Annotated in this window: 16 protein-coding genes; 10 read left to right on the top strand and 6 right to left on the bottom strand. The window is 54.6% G+C overall.

Translation table 11 applies throughout. The annotated features are described in order from the left end of the window. Positions 1–273 precede the first annotated feature (273 nt). From HXY34_05255 to amrB, 5 genes are all read left to right on the top strand, one after another. Positions 274–1,923 carry a thermosome subunit gene (locus HXY34_05255; protein NWF95527.1) on the top strand — a complete coding sequence of 550 codons (1,650 nt, stop codon included), beginning with the start codon at positions 274–276 and terminating at the stop codon, positions 1,921–1,923. A 38-nt stretch (positions 1,924–1,961) separates the two neighbouring features. Beyond that, positions 1,962–2,612 carry a DNA-directed RNA polymerase subunit K gene (locus HXY34_05250; GenBank protein NWF95526.1) on the top strand — a complete coding sequence of 217 codons (651 nt, stop codon included), beginning with the start codon at positions 1,962–1,964 and terminating at the stop codon, positions 2,610–2,612. 96 nt (positions 2,613–2,708) lie between these two features. Continuing rightward, positions 2,709–4,043 carry an MgtC/SapB family protein gene (locus HXY34_05245; protein NWF95525.1) on the top strand — a complete coding sequence of 445 codons (1,335 nt, stop codon included), beginning with the start codon at positions 2,709–2,711 and terminating at the stop codon, positions 4,041–4,043. Positions 4,044–4,225: 182 nt separating this feature from the next. Continuing rightward, the gene (gene hisS, locus HXY34_05240; protein NWF95524.1) at positions 4,226–5,506 is read left to right on the top strand and encodes a histidine--tRNA ligase; all 1,281 of its coding nucleotides are present in this window, start codon (positions 4,226–4,228) and stop codon (positions 5,504–5,506) included. 90 nt (positions 5,507–5,596) lie between these two features. Beyond that, positions 5,597–6,436: an AmmeMemoRadiSam system protein B gene (gene amrB, locus HXY34_05235; protein NWF95523.1), complete on the top strand. Its 840-nt coding sequence runs from the start codon at positions 5,597–5,599 to the stop codon at positions 6,434–6,436. On the opposite strand, the gene HXY34_05230 is transcribed toward amrB, so the two are convergent. From HXY34_05230 to HXY34_05220, 3 genes are all read right to left on the bottom strand, one after another. Next, complete coding sequence (locus tag HXY34_05230) at positions 6,412–7,626, bottom strand: MFS transporter (protein ID NWF95522.1); 1,215 nt, start codon at positions 7,624–7,626, stop codon at positions 6,412–6,414. The two genes, amrB and HXY34_05230, sit on opposite strands and share 25 nt — an antisense overlap. A 117-nt stretch (positions 7,627–7,743) precedes the next feature. Continuing rightward, positions 7,744–8,253: an amino acid-binding protein gene (locus HXY34_05225; protein ID NWF95521.1), complete on the bottom strand. Its 510-nt coding sequence runs from the start codon at positions 8,251–8,253 to the stop codon at positions 7,744–7,746. A gap of 18 nt (positions 8,254–8,271) precedes the next feature. After that, positions 8,272–8,817 carry a GNAT family N-acetyltransferase gene (locus tag HXY34_05220; protein NWF95520.1) on the bottom strand — a complete coding sequence of 182 codons (546 nt, stop codon included), beginning with the start codon at positions 8,815–8,817 and terminating at the stop codon, positions 8,272–8,274. A 164-nt stretch (positions 8,818–8,981) separates the two neighbouring features. Between HXY34_05220 and HXY34_05215 the strand changes: the two genes are divergently transcribed. Then, complete coding sequence (locus HXY34_05215; protein ID NWF95519.1) at positions 8,982–10,553, top strand: hypothetical protein; 1,572 nt, start codon at positions 8,982–8,984, stop codon at positions 10,551–10,553. Here the strand turns inward: HXY34_05215 and HXY34_05210 are convergent, their stop codons facing one another. Together HXY34_05210 and HXY34_05205 are read right to left on the bottom strand one after the other, a co-directional pair. After that, on the bottom strand, positions 10,554–11,414 hold the full coding sequence (locus HXY34_05210; GenBank protein ID NWF95518.1) for a GNAT family N-acetyltransferase: 861 nt from the start codon (positions 11,412–11,414) through the stop codon (positions 10,554–10,556). Between the two features lie 58 nt (positions 11,415–11,472). Further along, positions 11,473–12,483: a hypothetical protein gene (locus HXY34_05205; protein NWF95517.1), complete on the bottom strand. Its 1,011-nt coding sequence runs from the start codon at positions 12,481–12,483 to the stop codon at positions 11,473–11,475. Between HXY34_05205 and HXY34_05200 the strand changes: the two genes are divergently transcribed. The 3 genes from HXY34_05200 to HXY34_05190 are packed head-to-tail and all read left to right on the top strand — an operon-like array spanning position 12,482 to position 16,322. Next, positions 12,482–13,606, top strand: coding sequence for a thiamine ABC transporter substrate-binding protein (locus HXY34_05200; GenBank protein NWF95516.1), 1,125 nt, complete (start codon positions 12,482–12,484; stop codon positions 13,604–13,606). The genes HXY34_05205 and HXY34_05200 overlap by 2 nt on opposite strands. A 14-nt stretch (positions 13,607–13,620) precedes the next feature. Further along, entirely contained in the window at positions 13,621–15,261 is a 1,641-nt protein-coding gene (locus HXY34_05195; protein ID NWF95515.1) for an iron ABC transporter permease, read from the top strand. Continuing rightward, positions 15,261–16,322, top strand: a complete 1,062-nt coding sequence (locus tag HXY34_05190) for an ABC transporter ATP-binding protein (protein NWF95514.1) — start codon at positions 15,261–15,263, stop codon at positions 16,320–16,322. The genes HXY34_05195 and HXY34_05190 overlap by 1 nt, the downstream gene beginning before the upstream one ends. On the opposite strand, the gene HXY34_05185 is transcribed toward HXY34_05190, so the two are convergent. Beyond that, a complete protein-coding gene (locus tag HXY34_05185) occupies positions 16,317–17,291 on the bottom strand; it encodes a hypothetical protein (protein NWF95513.1) in 975 nt (324 codons plus the stop codon). The two genes, HXY34_05190 and HXY34_05185, sit on opposite strands and share 6 nt — an antisense overlap. 219 nt (positions 17,292–17,510) lie before the next feature. On the opposite strand from HXY34_05185, the gene HXY34_05180 reads away from it, so the two are divergent. Further along, the gene (locus HXY34_05180; GenBank protein ID NWF95512.1) at positions 17,511–18,533 is read left to right on the top strand and encodes a hypothetical protein; all 1,023 of its coding nucleotides are present in this window, start codon (positions 17,511–17,513) and stop codon (positions 18,531–18,533) included. Positions 18,534–18,581: the final 48 nt, after the last annotated feature.

The raw sequence follows: 18,581 nt of genomic DNA, 5'->3' as shown, positions 1-18,581 counted from the left end.
CCGCTCTGCGGTCTTCGCCCGGCTACAAAGAGATGATGACGTACTCTGCGGTACGCACCTGGGCTTTCTCTTCAGTCCATCTACTCGCAACGCAGCCCAAGTCGTTCATTGTCATGCTGAAAAGGTTTTTATCCTCACGCCGGCGCGGCGGGTTCAGTCTGACGGTCCAAGACAGCGTGCGGAAGACAAGCTTTAAATGCACAAGGCCGAAGTCCATGCACAGTTTTATTGGACTAGTTCGGCATGACTCCGGACTAGGTGGAGGAAACTACAATGAGTCAGCAGCAGATACCCGTCATTGTGCTCAAGGAAGGCACAGAGAGAACTCGTGGTCGTGATGCTCAGAGAAACAACATCATGGCCGCGACGGTGATTGCTGAGGCCGTGAAGTCAGCTCTTGGACCAAAAGGCATGGACAAGATGCTTGTGGACTCCTTTGGAGATGTCACTGTCAGCAACGATGGTGCAACTATCCTGAAGGAGATGGACGTCGCACACCCTGCAGCCAAGATGGTCATTGAAGTGGCCAAGACTGTGGACATGGAGGTGGGCGATGGGACCACGACGGCTACAGTTCTCACTGGAGAGCTCCTCAAGAGAGCCGAGGAGCTGCTCGACCAGAAGATACACCCGACGACAATCATCACTGGTTACAGGAAGGCGTCGGAGAAGGCCATCAGTATCATTGATGAGATAGCGGAGACGGTTGACCCTGCCGCCAGCGCCGAGTACAAGAAGATACTGAAAGACATTGCAAGGACGGCGATGTGCAGCAAGTTCGTCTCTGGTTCAAGAGACCATCTGGCAGACGTGGTCGTCGAGGCGGTCCTCTCGGTTGCAAAGGACCTCAAGCCCGGCGAGACGATCGACATGGACAGCATCCCACGCCAGAAGCAGGAAGGCATGAATGTAGACATGACCGAGCTCGTAAGGGGCGTTGTCCTGGACAAGGAGGTCGTGCATCCGGGAATGCCGAAGCGCGTCGAAGGAGCCAAGATTGCTCTGCTAGAGTGTCCACTTGAGGTCACCAAGACCGAGTTCACTGCGAAGATCTCGATCACTGACCCGCTTGGAATGCAGAGCTTCCTCGACGAGGAGACCCGAATGCTGAAGGGGATGGTTGACAAAATTGTGGAGTCTGGAGCCAATGTTGTCATTGCTCAGAAAGGGATTGACGACGTGGCTCAACACTTCTTGGCCAAGCACGGAATACTCGCAGTGAGACGTATCAAGAAGTCAGATGTTGAGCGACTGCACAAGACGACCGGAGCCACCATAGTGTCCAAGATTCAGAACCTCACGAAGGCGGACCTGGGACACGCAAAGCTCGTCGAAGAGCGACAGGTTGGCAAGGACAAGATGCTCTTCGTCGAAGGCACGCCCAAGACCTCAGCTGTGACAATCATGGTCCGGGGCGGCACCGAGCACATTGCGGACGAGGTCGACCGCGCACTCAACGATGCATTGTACGTGGTCAAGGACGTTGTCCAGACGCCCCAGATAGTCTATGGAGGCGGTGCCCCTGAGGCGGCCATCGCATACAGGCTCAGGCAGTACTCCGCAACCCTCGAGGGTCGCGAACAGTATGCAGTCAATGCCTTCGCAGACAGTCTTGAGGCCATTCCTGCAGCACTTGCGGAGAACGCCGGACTGGACTCGATAGACATCCTCGTCGCTCTGCGAAATGCCCAGACCGAAGGGAAGTTCACCTTTGGAGTTGACATTGAGAAGGGCAAGGTCGCAGACATGAAGAAGAGCAGAGTTGTCGAGCCTGCGGTGGTAAAGAGGCAGATCATACGTTCGGCCGCGGAAGCCTCACAGATGATTCTCAAGATTGACGACGTCATCAGCTCCAAGGGCGGCAAGGGCCCGAGTGGCGCGCCCCCGAGCGGAGAAGACGGCGGCGATCATGACGAAGACTAGACCAGAATCAGAGTAGTGTCTACACAGGTGTTCAACAGATGTCAGATGCACCCGACCCAAGTGACTTCGTTGAGGATGAAGAACCAGAGCGGAAGCCAGTTACCGCCCTCACTCGGATTCCCAACGTCGGACAGAAGACCGCAGAGAAACTTGCAGCTGCAGGTTATGATACCGTAGCCAAGGTTGCCGAAGCGGATGCCGCAGTACTGGCTGAAACAGTCTCAGGTCTGAGCCAGGCCAAGGCTGAAGGCATGATCTCGGCAGCAAAGGCCCTTCTGGATGAGAAGGTGTCGGACGAGCCGTCTGACAAGAAGAAGAAGAAGAAGAGCTCCGAAGCAGAGCCCGAGAGGGTCAAGCTACCTCCACTTGAGGTTGTCCGAAGGGTGGAGGAGAAGGTGTCCGTAGAGTCAGGGATTGAGACGGACAACAAGGCAATGGGAGTGCCGATTGGTCCCAAGTGGCTGACCAAGTATGAGAAGGCCAGGGTGATTGGCGCTCGAGCCTTGCAGGTCTCAATGGGCGCTCCAACGCTCATACCCATGGAAGGGAAGACAAGGGAGCTCTTCGGGTTTGCAGAGGCGGAAATGAAGGCGGGAGTACTGCCGATGACGGTCAGGCGAACTCTACCAACAGGTGAGTATGCTGACATTCCACTCTCAATTCTGCTGAAGAACACCAAGCTGGGCTAGTGCCCAGCTCTCTTCTCTTTTTCGTGTCCCACTGTGAACAGCAAAATCTCTAAATGGGCGTTGAGGACAATGGACGTTTCCAGAATGTGATACCGTATGCAGAGTGTGTTCTCCAGCCCGGACGTGATAATACGATGCCTCCTAGGTTTCGCTGTAGGGGCACTAATAGGGCTAGAGCGCCAGAAGCGAATGACCGAGGGAGAGGGAATCGGGGTGAGGTCGTTCGGTCTGCACAGCCTGTTCGGCATGCTGGCTGCATACTCCTTCACAGTGTCGGCGAATCCAATAATCATGATCTATGCGGCATGCATCTCCGCCATCTTTGTGTCCACGCAAGTGGTGCACAAGGTATTCCGAACTACCAGAAAGGGCCTCACGACCTCGATAGCTTTCGGACTGGTATTCATACTGGGAGCCCTCGTGGGACTCGACAAGCCTGTGACAGCCCCGCAGCTGGTTGGACCACTGGCAACCCTGTCAATGACCGTCTCATTCATGGTGTTCCTAGTACTGGGCTTCAAGGAGGAGGTCTCAGCTGCAGTCGCCGTGATAACGAAGGAGGAGATGATTAGTGCCGTTGAATTGGCCGTACTCATACTGTTCCTCTGGCCCCTGATGCCGCAGTCCATCTCGATACTTGGCATCTCATTTCCAGTCTTCCAGACATACATACTCATTGTGCTTCTGCTTGGCATCAGTTTCGCGAACTACATACTTGTGAAGAAGTACAAGAACCGAGGACCGTACTTCTTCGGCTTCTTTGGCGGGCTTGCAAACAGCGAGGCCACGGTCACAAGTCTTGCGGAGTTCCATGTTGCGACCAAGCACGCCAACCCGGGTCGAATATCACTGGGGGCCATATTCGCGAATCTGGCCATGGTATTGCGAAACACGCTTCTCGTTGTGTTGCTCGATCCCACACTGCGGGTCTTTCAGTACTACATGGTCCCATTGGCCATTCTTGTGTTCATGGGTCTATTCAGACTGGCGAGGGAGAGAAGGTATGCGGAGATGCACCACGAGGGCGAGATAGACATGAAACTCGTCTCGCCCTTTGAGTTAGGTGCAGCTGTCAGGTTTGCTACACTGTTCACCCTAGTGTCCCTCACGTCTCTCGTCCTTCAGATGCTCTTCAACGACCAGGGTGTCCTTTTCGCCGCAATGATTGGTGGAATCGCGTCTGCAGGAGCAGTTGTAGCGGCTGTTGTTCCGCTCTACTCCGCAGGGACCATCTCCCTCTCAGTGACTGTGCTCGCAGCGACGCTTGCAACTGCCACCTCGGTGATGAACAAGGTGTTCTACGTCTACCTTGCCGACAACAAGGGTGAACTTATGGAACGGGTTGCGAAAGACGCTCTGATTATGGCAGTCGGCTTGGTCTTCTACGTTTCACTGATTCTTGCTGGTGCCATCCCACTCCCGGACCTCTAGAGCGGAGTGAGGCAAAACCTTTAAACATCGACCTAGTCGAAATCGCTGATGGTGACGGCATGAAGGCTGGTGCATTCGTTCATCTTGTTCTATGACTCATTCAGTAGGTGCACGTTAGCAGAGCCGGCTCACCTATACCAGAGGAGGTTTTCCCGCTGACAGACCTTAGGACAGTCCGGGGTATGCGCGATCTGATTGGTCCGGAGATGCGAGCGAGCCAATACCTCGCCAACACGGCGGAAGAGGTGTTTCAGCTCTTTGGATACGAGCCGCTTGATTCCCCTGTAGTGGAACTATGGGAGACACTTGCAGCGAAGGGAGGAGAGGACGTTGAAGCCGAGACTTTCAAGTTCAAGGACAAGGGTGACCGTGATGTTGGGCTCCGTTTTGACCTTACCGTCCCACTGGCGAGGATTGTTGCGACCAATCCGCAGCTGCCGAAGCCCTTCAAGAGATATGCTATCGGGAAGGCTTGGAGATACGACCGTCCTCAGGCTGGACGCTACAGAGAGTTCACACAGGCGGACGCAGACATCATAGGAGCGAGCAGTCCTGCGGCAGACGCAGAGGTCGTCCTTGTGGCACTCGAGTTTCTCAGAAGGGTCTTTGGTAGTGGGTATGCAGTGAGAATCAACAACCGAAAGGTGTTGCGAGGACTGGTCGAGAAGGCGGGTGTCAAGGATGAGCTGGCCCACGAGTGTTTCAGGGCAATTGACAAGCTGGATAAGATTGGTCAGGATGGAGTCACAGAGGAACTGAAGGACCGCGGTGTCAGTAGCGACAGTAGTCAGTTCCTTCTCGACGCCATTATGCTTCGCGGGGACAGCAGCGTACTGAGCGAGTTTCGCTCTCTGTTGGCAGGCTCTGAGACCGGCACACAGGGAGTGGACGAGCTCCAGTTCATGGCTGATGTGTTCTCCGAGTGTGGGGTTGACCGGTCAATCCTGTTCGACATGTCGCTTGCCAGAGGACTGGACTACTACACAGGTCCTGTGTTCGAGGGCAAGTACGCTGGAGAGCCGGATGTTGGCTCCATTCTCGGAGGAGGACGCTATGACACCCTCATCGAGAAGCTTGGAAGCCAACCGATGCCAGCCACAGGGATGTCGCTCGGAATCAGCAGGATGATTGATCTGGTGATCGCACAGAAGCGGGCAGAACTCATGACCAGTGAACTCGATGCCTACGTTGCGCCCATCAAGCAGCCCATGATGAAATATGCGATGAGAATACGTTCAGACCTCGTCAGAGCCGGATTCACTGCAGAAGTGGACCTACTAGAGCGACCATTGAAGAAGCTCCTTGAAGTGGCGGACTCAAAGAAGGCATGCTCGGTCATCATTGTGGGTCCGCGTGACCTCGAGAACGACGAGGTCAGCGTTCGTGACATGACGACAAAGGAGACACAACTGGTCAAGATTGCAGACCTGAAGAAGGTCCTCAAAGCAATGAGACGGAAGTGAATAGGGATAGAGAGAAACCAGAGCTCTGACTGAGGGGACAAAACGCTTTTCTCAGATGCTGTCATCTGTAATAAGGCAAGGGATGGTCTTATGGTCAGGATGCCGGTCGTAGCAGGGTCTTTCTATGAAGGCAAGAATAGCCTTCTCAGGCAGCGGATTGAAGACTGTTTTCTGAAGGCACCCGGACCCGGTCGATTGCCGGAGGGTTCTCCGGGAACTGCAAGGTCGGTGAAGTCGGTCATATCGCCACACGCAGGCTACATGTACTCGGGTGCCGTGGCAGCCCACGCATATCTTGGGGTATTTGAGGACGGGCGACCTGAGCACATAGTCCTGTTCGGTCCAAACCATCACGGCTGGGGTGCAAGAGTTGCGGTGTGTGAGGATGACTGGGAGACACCTCTTGGTGTTGCCAAGTATGACAGGGAGATTGGAACTGAGATCATTCGAAGAAGCGACCTTGCCAAGTCCGACTGTATCGCTCACAGCAACGAGCACTCGATTGAAGTTCAAATCCCATTCCTCCAGTACATCTTCGGGCCAGAGGTGGGATTTGTTCCGATATGCATCAGCGACCAGAGCTACAGAGTCTGCGAGTCTATTGGTAACACTGTCGCAGACATAGCCGAGGAGAACGACATCCTTGTCATTGCAAGTTCGGACTTCACGCACTTCGAGTCTGCTGATGCGGCCAAGCGCAAGGACAATCAGGCGATGGAGTATCTTGAGATGATGGACCCCAAGGGGTTCCTCGACTTTGTGCAGGGACACCGCATCAGCATATGTGGCGCAGGGCCTATTGCGGCTGCGCTCGTCTTTGCAAAGCGACGGGAAGCCACATCATTCAATGTGCTCAAGTACACATCATCAGGTGAGGTCACAAAGGACTACCATAGTGTCGTTGCTTACACTGCAGCCACATTCGTCTGACTGCTCTGACTGACGACCCGCCGAGGCAAAAGGAGCGATGTCGTCAGTACTCCCAGGAGAGATACAGATGCGCCCAGTAGTAACGCGGAGTAACTGGTCCCATCTCGGTCGAGAAGCACGCCGGCCAAGAGTGGACTGACTGCATAGGCTGAGTTCGTAACCGCTCCATAGAGTCCCATGACATTGCCATATGCCTGTTTCTCTGTCAGGTCGCCAATCAGCGCCTGATTGGATGGCCCACGCATGGACATTCCCGTCGCGAGAACACCACCTCCTATGAGAATGCCTCTGATATCAGCAGAGACGATGAACAGTACCATCGAGATCGTGACCAGTGTCGTACCCAGAACAATCAGCAACTTGCGCCCATAGACATCCGATGTCTTGCCAAAGGCCACGCTTCCGACTATGACAATGACCCCTATGAGGCCAAAGAACACTCCTATGTCAATCGGTTGAAGGCTGAACCTCTTTACAGCGTCCAGCATGAAGGCGACCTCCAGTATGCCTATAGCGAACATGTCAGCGAACGTGGACACTCCAAGAGCCAAGTATGCCTTTGGATGCCTTGAGAGTACGCTCCTCAGAGACGCGCGTGCGCCCCGAGTCTGCTCTCTCCACGATGTCTTCACCTCTGGCTCTCCTACAAGGATGTAGATGGAGAGAAGCGTACCGAGCGAAGCGACAGCGGCGACAATGAACGGAAGGCGTATGCCCAACAGCTGGGCAAGAACACCTCCAACGGTGGGACCAACTACGAAACCCACCATGTTGCCCATGCTGAGATAGCCCATCGCAGTACCGCGGTTCTCGGGCGTCGTCATGTCCGACACGAACGCGTTGGCTGCAGGAAAGAAGCCAGCGGAAACCGCCCCCTCAAGAGCTCTGGCGGCGATCATGATGAATATGTCCTGAGCGAACGCATAGGCCACATTGGCAAATGCAAAACCGAGCAGAGACATCAACAGGACCGGTTTGCGTCCCATATTGTCAGACAGCCCACCCATCGGACTTGAGAACGCGATTCGTGTCAGTGCGAATGAGGAGGCGAGAACGCCAAGCTCAGCACCTCCGACCCCCAGCTCAAGGACATAGAAGGGGAATATCGGAGTGACTATGCCAAAGCCGACCTGGAGGACTGCCAGTGAGAAGGCCAGCATCACAACCTGATGCATACCTCCCTTACGCATTCCCCGATCAGGTGGGACGTCCTCTACCGTCTGATGTGCTGGTTGGTGTTGGTCCACTCAAGTCGCCTTCAGAGTCAGTTGAGAGTGACCTTTTCAATGTGCTCCAAGAGGATAGCCCTACTGCTCGATGATGACCTTCTTGACTCCCGATATGACAGTCAATTCCTGTATCACTTCTCCAGGCAGAGGGGTAGTCGTAAGGACCTTGAGGCAAGGCTCTTCGTATATGGCTGCATCCTCTGCAATGACCTGTCGGATTGCAATCCTGTGGCTCGCAATAGTCGTGGTCACTTCAGATACGATTCCCGGGTTCTCCGGCGCATCAACATAGATGGTAACACAACCATACCCGAGGACCTTGCGCACGTTCTCGAGTGACACGCCAGCAGGTTCCAGTCTGGAAAAGAAGTCTCTTAGACGACTATTGGCACATATCCTCTCAGTAGTCATCTGTACGGTCCTGCGATCAATGCCGAGGGCCTCACCTATGGCCTTCAACGGGACTCTTATGGCCCTGCACTTTATCACACCGGGCGCCTCGACCCTGAATCCATGCCTGATGATAGCCTGAGCCACTCTTAGTCTCTGAGGCGAGTCCTCGAAATACTCGACAATCTCTTTCCACATGCGGAGAGGCCTCTTCGGTCACGGTATTGGATGACTTAGCTCCTTCTCATAGAGCACTTCGTGTATAAAGCCCTTCTCCATCTTGAAGTGATTGAACCTCGTCCCGACAGTCCGGTAGCCCAGTGATGAATAGAGATGCTGGGCAGCCGAGTTGTCTGCAAATGTGCTCAGAACAATCTTCTCATAGCCAGCCTCCGGTGCCGCTCGCTCCGCAGCAAGCATCAGTGATCGCCCAACTCCGATGTTCCGGTAGTCCATGCGGACGATTATGCCGAGCTTTGCCACATGCCGCGATGCAGCCCACTCCTCAGGCTGCAGAGTCAGGTGTCCGGCATGCTGTCCCTCGACCTCCGCCTTCAGAATCACGTCACCGCGTCTTCGGGCACCCTCAATCCAAGTCACCCAGTCAGCAACTGTCGAGTTCGGTTGCAGTGTGGGAAGCCACCTTCCCTCCCAGACAACATCACAGAAGGTGGTGTGCATGTCCCGCGCATCCCTTGCGGTCGCATCCCTCACACTGATTGAACGGCCGTCTTTCGAAGGGAATTCCCATGACCTCTTCAACTGAAATCAGACTCCGCCAGTTGAAGCACACGAAAAGCGTTGTGGTGTAGTACCGTCGTGTAGATGCAGTACGTGGTTCTTTTTGTCGCTATCTTTAAAACGGCCCCCGCGCTGAGCGCGGGACGCCCGCCTCGGAGAGCATTGGTTCCCAGGAAGGTAACAACATGAAGAGCAACCGTCTGTTAGCAACTCTACTCCTTATGCTTGTCTTCGTCGGGGCCATTCAGTCCTACCAGCCCTTGACCATAGTTGGCGATGTGGTCATTGACGGCCCAGCGTGTGAACCCATACTGGCTGGTTACGACTCCCCGAATATGTCCGTAGTGCTCATTCAACCCTCCAACCAGAGCACACTGATGGGCACAGTAAACGTGACTCTCAATGTGACTTCAGTCAACGGGCCTGTGAATCTCACGCTCTTCGTGAATGGTGACATATACCCCCCTTACAACCGTACAGAGATTGGCACCGGAGTGGTCAACGTCACAGTCGACACACTTCAGCTTCCTGAAGGCAACCTGAATTTCACCTTCCTGTTTGAGAACGAGACCTTCACTCCGGTCGACCGTGAGACCTACCACTTGGTGTTTCTTGTGAATAACCACGGATCGCCGTCCCTGGCCATCGTGGCACCCGGGGTAGATGGTGTCATCACAGGTCTGACAAATCTTACGCTGAACGTGACATCGACGTATACCCAAGTCTACCTGAACATCTCCATTGCAGGACGACTCCTTCCAGAGTACAACAAGACGCTCATATTCACAGGAGTAAACAACTACACAATCAATGGCAGTCTCTACGAGAATGGAATCAACAGGGTCAACATCGTCGTGACTACGCCTGAGGGACTGACTGCGAGCGTCGCGCGCAACTACACGTTCCTTGATAACGTGAGAATCAGCACGGTGGGAATAACATCATACAGCGAAATAGCTGGAAATGCTGAGATCAAGATGTATGTGGCAACGCCCTATCCTAACGTGACCCTGTCTGCATATGTCGACGATGTGTTGGCATTTGATGTCCGGAACATCACACTCTCTGCAGGTACTGTGACCTTCACACTCAATACGACTGTGTACTCAGAGGGTGAGCACAACTTTACATTCATCGCATACGACGCATACGGTCATCACTACACAGTTCGCATGGTGCTGGTCGTGAACAATCATGGCGTACCGACTGTGTCATTCGTTTCGACCGACCAAGACATCATAGTGGGTTACGCTCCGGTGACCATCAAGATCGAGAGCACATGGAAGCAGGTCAACTTGACCGTGTTCGTTGATGGGGTTCCTGTACCGGGCCTCATCAATCAGACAGTTGCTCCCGGTGAGTTCACATTCTATATCGACACCGGCGCATTCTCCAAGTGGCAACATGAGATGAAGGTAGTCGTCGTCACCGATGAGAACCTGACCGCGGAGGCGAAGAGACTGTTCGGCTTCGCATCTATCAGAGTCGAAGAAGTCCTCAGCCTGGCGGTTCTGCTGGGAGTCGCCTTTGCAATACCGCTCCTACGCTGGCGGAAGGGACAAGGACTACGCACCACACTGATAGTGGACCTAGTGTTCGCAGTAGTGGTGCTCGCATTGTTCTACCTCATCGGCGTGACATCAATGGCGCTGGTGTACTGGCACTTCAACTTGGCAAGCATATGGGCAATCGGGCTGACGCTGATATTCGTCAACCTGATTCTCCCGCTCGTCGAGGGACCCGTGAACCCGCAGTGACTACAGAATCTTGACGGCGGGCATGATGCTTGATGGCGTGACGGTCCAACTAGCAAGTGTCTCGTACTCAGGAATGAGATCTCGTGACACAACGGTCCTGACTCGTCTGATTCCAGCCGTACTTGCAGCTCGCGCAGTTCGACACGCAATGAAACCCAACTGAGCCGACCCGCCATTAAAGGCATCCGCAACAAATGAAGCCGTGTCATCGTTTTCAACCGCGAATGCACCGGCGCCTACGAGCTCACCCTCGTAACGAAACTCAAAGACCTCCCCCCTGCACCGTCCTCCTAGTATCGCTCCTGCTGTCTTGGACAGCAGGCCGGGAGGCGCGAGATTGTGGAGTTCCAGACACGCTGGCAACCGCTCAGAATCCTCCAGTCTCGTCATGCTGAGTGCTCTGGGACCACCTCTTCTCAGACTCCGTAAGTCGGCACTCAGTTCAAACAGTGAGCCTCTGCTGAAGTACCCCTGCCGCATCCAGAAGTTGTAGGACTCAGGAGTGGAGTCAACAAGGACACGGGACACCCCCTTGCTTCTAAGAACTTCCTCGGCGGCCTTGGTCAGGAGGGAGCCAATGCCTCTTCTCTGATACCTGACGTCCACATCTATGCTTGTGATGATTCCCAATTTGCCATATGCGTCACTCCTCTCAGTCCGGAAGACAATCTCAGCTATTGCGCGTCCGTCCTGCAAAGCCACAAGCCAGCCCCACTTTCTGAAGAGCGGCCCTCGGTGAGCTGTCTTCACATCCTCCACTGTGGCGTCCGCCATGCGCAGTCGTCTCGTTGTCTGATATACTGTCAGGAGGTCCCTACAGTCATCCATCTGGCCATTCCGGATCTGAGGTGACGGTTTCATGGGCATCCTCTTCAGCCCTGAACCAATTGTGAGATAAGACCTTGTAACACGTCCAGTACTAGGACTGGCTAAGCCTCTCGGCCACGATCACTGCCCGCTGCGCCAGCTCGACGGCCGAGGGACCGAACAGGTACAGTATGGGTTCGATACCCAGTCCCCCCGGCAAATGCACTGATGTGTAGTCTGCACGACGGTTTGTTGTCAGTCTTGCAGCTTCGATTATCTCCTCCACCGCACCCGCCGGCGACGCAATTCGCTCAACTGGAAAACCCGAGTCCTGTGCAGCTCTGACAGTCTCATCCTTGCCACTTATCGCGAGACATGCATGCACACGGGGATAGAACGATCTGGCCCACAGTAGCATCTTGGCAGTGTGACCTGACGCACCGTACTCAGGTGATGCCAGTGCTCGTACTCGACCTCTAACAACGGTAATCCTGCCCGGTATCCCCACGACATCCCGCGACTCCTTCGCCTTGGAGTCACATGCTACCAAGTTCGACCGCACTTCCGGAATGAGCCTATGGAACACAGAACAACCCTCGATGGTCTCCATGGCCACTCTCATCTCTGATAGCAGCGAGAATCGACTCTGAAACGTCTCACGTTCGCCACCGAGAAGTTGCGCGCAAGCCTGACAGTCTTCCTCCTTCAGACTCCTGTGAGTCTCCCTGTGCCGGCGACACACTACGGAACCAATCCTGAGTTCCATGCAGACCCGGCACAGATGGTCGATGACATCGGACTCGGGACGTCCCTCAAGCAGGTCTTCCGTGACCTGCTCGATTAACCCCTCGACTTCTGCATACAATGGTCCTTCTGCAAGCGGGCCCGAAAGGTACTTGCTGACAGCAGCCTGTGTCACTCGCATCCTTGCCCCAATCTCATTCTGAGAGAGGCCATGGTCCTTGAGAGCACGGGCAACGCATGACCTCACAAGGGGAAGGAGTTCTTTCTGGACAATCTCACATGGAGGTCTCACAACTGCTACTCTCCTGAAGAAAAGGTATATATCGCTGTCTGGTATCATAAGGCCGTTGTATAATGGCCTTATAAGGAGACTGTTCATGAGCATCCCACAGTACACCAAGAGACGAGACCCACGGATCACAGTGGGGGCTATTGTTGCAGTGATCATAATTGCAGTGGCCGGTTTTGCAATCTGGTCATGGCCCAAGCACAAGATGTATGTCTACACCTATGACAGCTTCATGGCATGGGGAGACGACCCGAGCACAATCGATGAGCGCGTCTTCGGTCAATTTGAGCTGACACATGGGGTGGACATAGAGATAGTCAGACTGCAGACGGATGCCAGTGGCATTGTGGCACGTTTGAATGCTGAGGCTTCGAAACCGGTGGCGGACGTCGTGATAGGGATTGACAACGTGCTTGTGATGCAGGAGGCCGCAAGGGCAGTCCTCGAACCGTACAATGCGACAGGTGTTGAGCTGATAGACACCAGACTGGTGAACGCACTGAGTCCGGATCACTATCTGACTCCATTCGACTTTGGCATAATTGCAGTCGTATACTCTCTTGCCGACATGAACACCACAACCCACCCTGTTCTTGCTAACCTGACCTTTGAAGCACTGGCCGCTCCTGATATGGCGTCTGCACTCGTGACAGAGAACCCACACCTGAGCAGCCCGGGTCTGGCCTTCATGCTCAGTCAGATTGCAGCATATGAAAAGATACTTGGGAAGGATTGGACTGAATGGTGGACTCAGGTGAAATCAAAGATAGACGTTCAACAGGGCTGGTCAGAAGCATGGTCCAAGTGGGATGACGACCCAACAAGACATATGCTTGTGTCATACGGCACCGACCCAGCCTACTCCGCATACTACACGGGGTCAGCGCCCAACATTGGAGTCGCTCCGTTTGTATACAACAACAGCAGTTACGCTTGGCTTCAGGTCGAGGGAGTTGGAGTTGTGAAGAACGGTCCGAACCCGGGACTGGCAAGGGCATTCGTAGACTACTGCCTGACTCTGCCGGTACAACAGCAGATAGCACTCAACCAGTGGATGTTCCCTGTCAGTCCGGGGGTCACGCTGCCGGAAGCGTTCCAATATGCGCTGCACCCAGAGGATGTCACTGACCTGAATCAGTACTTGTCAGCGACAGAGATACGTGCCAACCTCACTCAATGGCTCGACGAGTGGGACATCATCATGACTCAATGAGTGTGCTGATTCACTTGCGACCAACACATACAGCACAGTGGGTGCTAGTCATCCCGTTGACCGTGTTGGTCGTCTTCATCCTCTATCCTGTCGCGTACGTGACCTTTGCTGGGCTGGTTCCACAGTGGCCATTATCACTCACAGACACCCTCGGGTCAGTTGTAACTCACAGGACCCTGCAGTTCACATTTGCTCAGGCACTCGTGAGTACAGCACTCACACTTGCCATCGGCCTGCCGGGCGCGTTCATCCTTGCTCGTCTCGACTTCCGCGCAAAGTCGCTGGTGCGTGCAACTATCATAGTCCCCTTCGTTCTGCCCCCGATTGCAGTGGTAATAGGCTTTCTCAGGATGTTCGGAGCATACGGTATAGTTGACTCAGCTCTTGGGGCCATATTGGGCACTACTTCGTCCGTGATCAACCTTGCATCAGGTCCTCTTGGCATAGTGCTCGCCCACGCCTTCTACAACATCCCAATAGTCCTGCTGGTAATCTCCTCATCTCTTCAAAGGTTGCCCCCCGAGCTGGAGGATGTCGCTGAGGCACTGGGCGCATCGCCACTTCAGAGGCTTAGGCGGATAGTACTGCCACACATATCACACTCGCTCATGGCATCCTCACTCCTAGTCTTTCTATTCTGTTTCCTGTCTTTCCCCATTGTGCTCGCACTGGGAGAGGGCAACTTCATGACAGTCGAGGTTCAGATATGGAACGCATTCAGAACGTTCGACTATCCAGAGGCCAGTGCGCTAGTGCTGATGCAGGCTTTCGTGACCACCAGCATCGCAGTGGCCTATTCCTATGCGACAAGGAACGAGCAGCAGGCAATGACTGTGGGCTCAATCAGGACCGTGCACCTGTCAGACTTGACCCTACCACAGAGAACGCTTGTTGTACTCTACTCAGCAGCGATAGTCGTGCTGGTTGCTGGTCCAGTCGTTTCAACGTTTCACTCCGCAGTGTACGACTCAGTCCGGAGGACATATACACTCGAAGGGCTTCAGAATCTGCTGGTGTTCGGTACTGGAGGAGGTCTGCTCCCGCTCATCAACTCCCTGTTCTATGCATCCATCTCCACGCTGTTCGCAGTACTGCTGGCATTCCCGCTTGCGTATGTGCGAAGGGGGAGGACATCACGCTCCGGCACCCTCGCGTCTGCACTAGTGATGTTACCGCTTGGAGTGTCCTCAATCACGGTCGCCTACGGTCTGATGCAGGCCATTGCAGTACCACTAGGTCTGGGCCAGAACCCTTGGCTTCTGATAGTCTTCGCCCAGACAATTGTGGGTCTGCCCTTCACGACGAGGTCGATAGAAATAGCGCTGTTGGCAATGGAGCCAGACATCATGGACCAAGCTGACCTCCTTGGCGCATCTCGGCTGCAGAAGCTGTTCTTTGTGGAACTTCCCATACTGGCACCCGGTATTGCCGTGGGAGCCGCATTCGCTTTCGCCATGGCCATCGGAGAGATGTCTGCCACGCTCTTCATAGCACTCCCGCAGAACATCACACTGTCCGTTGCGGTGTATCAGTATCTCGGTGTACGCAAATTCGTCCATGCAGGCGCAGCAGCTCTGGTGTTGGTGATGTGCTGCATTACAGCGTTCGTATTGATTGAGAGAGTCGCAGGGGTCGAGAAGGTGAGCCGTTTCTAATGGTGAGAGTGGAGGTCGAGGGGATGGTTCGCAGGTTCGCCGATGGGACTCGAATAGGCCCCATCGACCTGACAGTGGAGGATGGTGAGCTCATGTGTCTGCTGGGCCCGAGCGGTTCCGGAAAGTCCACAACACTGCGCATGATAGCGGGCTTCATCTCAGCAGAGAGTGGACACGTAAAGTTTGATGGCAGAGACATGGCGGGCGTCCCTCCTCGTGCCAGAGGGATTGGGATGGTGTTTCAGTGGCATGCACTCTTCCCCAACATGTCCGTGATGGAGAACATCGCATTCGGTCCGGACATTGCAGGATGGACAGAGTCACAGATACGTGAACGTGTGCTCGAACTCTCCGACATGCTTGAAATAAGACATCTCCTCGGTCGGCGGGTACGAGAGCTCAGCGGAGGCGAGCAGCAGCGTGTGTCCCTCGCAAGAGCCCTTGCTACAAGGCCAAGTCTTCTGCTTCTGGACGAGCCACTGTCCTCACTTGACTTGGTCCTTCGAGAGAGGCTCCAGTCCGAGATTAGATCAATACAGAAGAGGCTAGGGGTCACGACCGTATACGTGACCCACAGTCAAGAGGAGGCGTTCGCCATCGCAGACCGGGTGGCAGTCCTTAACGAGGGGGTTGTCCTCCAGACAGGCACGCCCAGACAGATTTACGACATGCCTTCGAGTGCGTTTGTTGCCTCCTTCGTCGGAAGAGGCAATCTGCTGGATGCGGTTGTGCTGGAGGATTACAAGAATGGCCGATTGAGCGTCGAAGTATGCGGGGGGGTCTTTCAAGCCATCGGCAGCGGAGCTGTAGGAACGAGAGTGACGGTGACCATCAAGCCTGAAGACGTGATAATCACCGCCCGAGACGACCCACACGGACTGCCAGCCAGAGTCGTTGCACTGACATGTGGACTAGGAATGACTCGTGCGCTGCTTGACATCAACGGCATCAGAGTGACGAGTCTGACGGCCCAGAGAGAACTGCCGCATCTCTCCGAAGACGCACATGTCAACGTACAACTAAGAGATGGGTCGTTGAGAGTCGTCAGTAAGCCATCATGATACCGCCGTCTCACTCAGATGGCAATCCTCTCGTGCGTCAGATTCTCCTGCAGGCATGACCATCCTCTTGTCTATTAGAGCAAGCACCCTCTTCCGGATTCCCTCCGGGTCACGGACAATGTCGGCCATCTGATGGTCGGTCATTATCGAGGAGATCATCGACGTCACCGCGTCTCGCTCAATCATTGTAAAGACCAGAGTGAAGTTGATGATAATCGCAAACAGAGGGCCTAGGACTATGGCTATGATGAGGAGCGCGACCCAAGTACTAGTGTTCAGTGTGATCTCCAGCCACACAAGCAATATGTCGATGCCCGCGAAGAACTCCAACATGTCCTCCAAGTCATCACCGACATTACTCAGAGAGCGGTCTCGTGAGTCCAGGTGAAACAGACCAGCGTCCTTGAAGAGCCACGGACCGAAGTAAAACTCCATCAGAGTCAGTGGCAGGACTATGAAACTCACAACCATCACTGCAGCTCCAAAGGTCATTACCTGTTCACTGGACGAGGGGACAATCAGCTGGAAGCTCAGAACGGTGAGCGCAATCCCTGATACCAGGACCGAGCCATACAGAGACCTTCTGAGTACCTGTCGGAGGTCACTACCACCTGGTTCAGGGCAGAGGAAGTACTCACCAGTCCCGCGTTTCAAGAAACGATGGACACGGAGAAGTAGTGAGATCACGCTCGGTCTTTGCCGCACCAAGTACATCACGCACACGGACAGCGGGCAGACCGCCGCCCAAACGAAGAGCATCAGCAGTGTGTATGATTCTATCTGCGACAGCATCAGACCGAGGTCCAAGACCACATTGACATAGAGCATCAGATCAAAGGTGGTGACGCCCATCAGTGCTGCGGAGAAGCCAAAGCCCATGACGTAATGGATGGGCTTCAGACGAGGACCTTCTGATAGCCGCTGTCGGTAGACAGCGACTGCCTCTTCGTGACTAACCAGATTGAACACCAATCGCTGTTGGGGTACCCGAAAGATAAGGCTTCCCTGCTTGGGTCAAGTAGGTGCCGCGGGCAGACTGGACCGGACTGGCATCCCTGCACATATCCAGCAAAGAGTAATATACTACCGACAAGGATAAGCACTAGAAGATATGGACTGATTCAGCCAAACGGAGTTCTCCTTGGCCTACTGGCATCTTGTGAGGACCCAGGCCCAGGTGCACGATAGATGGTTCTCGGGTACGAAGTTTCTGAAGATGGGACACTCACACCGGTCGAGCTATCGAAGGACAGTCTAGACTCGACGAGAGTCCTGTGTGTTGTAGACGATGCGACAAAGAGCATATACCTATGGAAAGGCACTCAGGCGAACATCAGAGCGAAGTTCGTAGGAGCACGTGTGGCCACCAATCTTCGAACAGAGTACGGATTTCACTTCAAAGTGAAGGCTGTCGACGAAGGCGAGGAGCCGCCTACGTTCTTCTCTGCACTGGACGGTTCAACAGCAGCGACACCAGTGATGAAGCCCGGACAACCAACTCCTCCCAGACAGACTGCAACCACAAGCACTCCTCCACCAACCCCAAAGACAGCAGCCGCAGCGACGTCAGCACCAGAAACCACAACGGCGACCACTACTCCCCCTCCGACAACTCGCGCCGCTACTACTGTGTCGCCTCCTCAGGCCACCTCGACGGGACCCAGCAGGAGCGCGGAAACCACTCAACCACCCCAGCCGCCACCGGTACGTACTGCCGTCACGTCCACGAGCGTACCGTCAGCTTCTGCAGCCACAGCTCGAACGGCTCAGGCTGCACCTGCTTCAGCGGCTGAGATGTCACCAGAGCTTCGTGAGATGATTGCGGAGCTTGAGCGCACCGACCCTCCGGAGGGCTACCAGAGGGAACTTCTGATTGTCTACAACGAGATCTTCACTGTTGCCGAGCACAAGGTGAAGGTCTTTGGTCAGGAGAAGATAGAACGAAGGTTCGAGAAGGTCCGCGATCCTCCAGAAGGCACTTTCATGGCAGAAGGATTCATTCCGAGGGTGATCGTCAAGGATGGACGCGTACTCGGAATAGAGCTTCTGAAGGGCACTCCTGACGCCATATTGAGCCCAATAAAGGCAGAGATGAGAGAGCGACTGGGGGACCTGATAAGCTTCTTCAGGTCGGAACTCGAGGAAACCGAGTCGACAGGTGCCACCACCGAAGGAAAGAAGCCAGCCAAACGCAAGCTTGTGGCGAAGTGAGGCGGGTTCTCATCCGCTCAGTCTGTGCAGTCAAAGTATTAAAGGACA

Source organism: Candidatus Thorarchaeota archaeon (assembly GCA_013388835.1).
GTDB lineage: Archaea > Asgardarchaeota > Thorarchaeia > Thorarchaeales > Thorarchaeaceae > JACAEL01.
The sequence above is the reverse complement of the archived record's forward strand: the minus strand, read 5'-3'. Positions and strand labels throughout refer to the sequence as shown.

Excerpts from the sequence above, each read along its gene's own strand:
- HXY34_05255 (NWF95527.1), top strand. The coding sequence starts at position 274 with ATGAGTCAGCAGCAGATACCCGTCATTGTGCTCAAGGAAGGCACAGAG.
- HXY34_05250 (NWF95526.1), top strand. The coding sequence starts at position 1,962 with ATGTCAGATGCACCCGACCCAAGTGACTTCGTTGAGGATGAAGAACCA.
- HXY34_05245 (NWF95525.1), top strand. The coding sequence starts at position 2,709 with ATGCAGAGTGTGTTCTCCAGCCCGGACGTGATAATACGATGCCTCCTA.
- hisS (NWF95524.1), top strand. The coding sequence starts at position 4,226 with ATGCGCGATCTGATTGGTCCGGAGATGCGAGCGAGCCAATACCTCGCC.
- amrB (NWF95523.1), top strand. The coding sequence starts at position 5,597 with ATGGTCAGGATGCCGGTCGTAGCAGGGTCTTTCTATGAAGGCAAGAAT.
- HXY34_05230 (NWF95522.1), bottom strand. The coding sequence starts at position 7,626 with ATGCGTAAGGGAGGTATGCATCAGGTTGTGATGCTGGCCTTCTCACTG.
- HXY34_05225 (NWF95521.1), bottom strand. The coding sequence starts at position 8,253 with ATGTGGAAAGAGATTGTCGAGTATTTCGAGGACTCGCCTCAGAGACTA.
- HXY34_05215 (NWF95519.1), top strand. The coding sequence starts at position 8,982 with ATGAAGAGCAACCGTCTGTTAGCAACTCTACTCCTTATGCTTGTCTTC.
- HXY34_05210 (NWF95518.1), bottom strand. The coding sequence starts at position 11,414 with ATGAAACCGTCACCTCAGATCCGGAATGGCCAGATGGATGACTGTAGG.
- HXY34_05200 (NWF95516.1), top strand. The coding sequence starts at position 12,482 with ATGAGCATCCCACAGTACACCAAGAGACGAGACCCACGGATCACAGTG.
- HXY34_05205 (NWF95517.1), bottom strand. The coding sequence starts at position 12,483 with ATGAACAGTCTCCTTATAAGGCCATTATACAACGGCCTTATGATACCA.
- HXY34_05190 (NWF95514.1), top strand. The coding sequence starts at position 15,261 with ATGGTGAGAGTGGAGGTCGAGGGGATGGTTCGCAGGTTCGCCGATGGG.
- HXY34_05180 (NWF95512.1), top strand. The coding sequence starts at position 17,511 with ATGGTTCTCGGGTACGAAGTTTCTGAAGATGGGACACTCACACCGGTC.